General features: G+C 53.6%; 3 protein-coding genes. 2 read left to right on the plus strand and 1 reads right to left on the minus strand.

Going from position 1 to position 1,346, the window contains the following annotated elements; translation table 11 throughout:
- Together E5W87_RS35315 and E5W87_RS35320 are read left to right on the plus strand one after the other, a co-directional pair.
- A partial coding sequence (locus E5W87_RS35315) for a hypothetical protein (RefSeq protein ID WP_292408561.1) occupies positions 1–215 on the plus strand: 215 nt, incomplete at its 5' end.
- A 129-nt stretch (positions 216–344) separates the two neighbouring features.
- Positions 345–707, plus strand: coding sequence for a hypothetical protein (locus tag E5W87_RS35320; RefSeq protein ID WP_292408564.1), 363 nt, complete (start codon positions 345–347; stop codon positions 705–707).
- A gap of 222 nt (positions 708–929) precedes the next feature.
- On the opposite strand, the gene E5W87_RS35325 is transcribed toward E5W87_RS35320, so the two are convergent.
- Positions 930–1,232: a hypothetical protein gene (locus E5W87_RS35325; protein WP_292408567.1), complete on the minus strand. Its 303-nt coding sequence runs from the start codon at positions 1,230–1,232 to the stop codon at positions 930–932.
- Positions 1,233–1,346 lie beyond the last annotated feature (114 nt).

The raw sequence follows: 1,346 nt of genomic DNA on the forward strand, positions 1-1,346 counted from the left end.
AGCTTAAAGAGTGCCTTGCGAAATACATGGATCTTGATCGATGTGGCACAATTGTTGCCAATTGGGCTAAAGCCTCGTCAAATCCGAGGCTTGAAATCACCAACGCCGTTTTTGGTGATCCGACGCTCATGGCACTTATGATGCAGATTGGCGCTCGGGACCTTGGGACTCGACTAGAAAATGAGTTCGGGAATACCAAGCAAAAAGAATTCTGAACATTCTGCAACTTCTTACCACCAGCAGAAGTAGGTAACGGGCGGATCAAACGACCAGCGACGGGCAAACGACGTCGCTAGTTTGAAATTCTCTCGGTATTGGCGGCTCTCTACCAACAGAGGACAAAAATGAAAAGAATCGCGCTTGCGGTGCTGCTGGTAACGTGTGTTGCGACGAACGCGCATTCGCAGAAGGAGGCCTTCAGTCTCGGTGTAACAGGTATGGGGTGCACAAAGCTGCTGAGTGTTACAAGCGAGTCTGACTCGCCTCGTTCTCATATCCCGCTGGCAATGGTCTCCTGGACAGAAGGCTACGTTACCGCAATGAACATTGGGCTGAAGCACTTAGGTCAGCCTCGGTACGATCTTGGTAGCATGACGATCAATGAGATTTGGGCGTCTCTCTACGGCTTTTGCAAGAGAAATCCCGACAAACAGGTAATGCAAGGGATGACAGAGATCATGGACAGGATGAAGCGAGAAGCGCCGTAAGTAAGCGGTTCGTTGTCGGTACTCCGCCGATCCAGCAAACTTCTGTCTGCACGTCGGCAGGCGTTTAGCCCAGAGCCGTTTGTCAGTGCGACCGAGCATTGCACCCTCGCGAGACCGTACGTGGGCTGGCGCTCTGTTCCTACCGGTCTTTCTTGGTCGGTCTCATATGGTGTGGTGATCGACCAGTCGCTTTACCCCGGCAGCAAACTCGGGCGGCGGTGGTCAGCGCCGCACGATACACTTTTCGCGTCCCCAATTGCCATTGCAACGCTCACGATACCCGGCTTCGGCCTCGTAGACGAAGTACTTCCGCCCTGCGTTTTCAGGCTCGGGTGCATCGCACCAAGCGAGTATCTGGCCTCCATGATAAGCTGGCGCGTCCTGAGCTTCATGTAGACGAATGTTTCCACCGACTGCTTCGTCGGCTGTTTTAGTGCCCACGACCCATGCGCCCGACCGATACCGATGGCCTTCCAAATGCGTGAGGTTCTCGCCATGCCTACAGATGAAGTGCAAATCAATCATGTGATCCTCCTACGCTCTGATAGTGATTTCGACGGCACTGGGTGAAATGCCCAACGCATTCGCGATGCCCTGTTTTGCCTGGGCAATAGTCAGGGTGAATGCTTCCCCTTCAGG

The sequence above is a fragment of the Mesorhizobium sp. genome (genome assembly GCF_004962925.1).
Classification (GTDB): Bacteria; Pseudomonadota; Alphaproteobacteria; order Rhizobiales; family Rhizobiaceae; genus Mesorhizobium.

Excerpts from the sequence above, each read along its gene's own strand:
- E5W87_RS35325 (WP_292408567.1), bottom strand. The coding sequence starts at position 1,232 with ATGATTGATTTGCACTTCATCTGTAGGCATGGCGAGAACCTCACGCAT.
- E5W87_RS35320 (WP_292408564.1), top strand. The coding sequence starts at position 345 with ATGAAAAGAATCGCGCTTGCGGTGCTGCTGGTAACGTGTGTTGCGACG.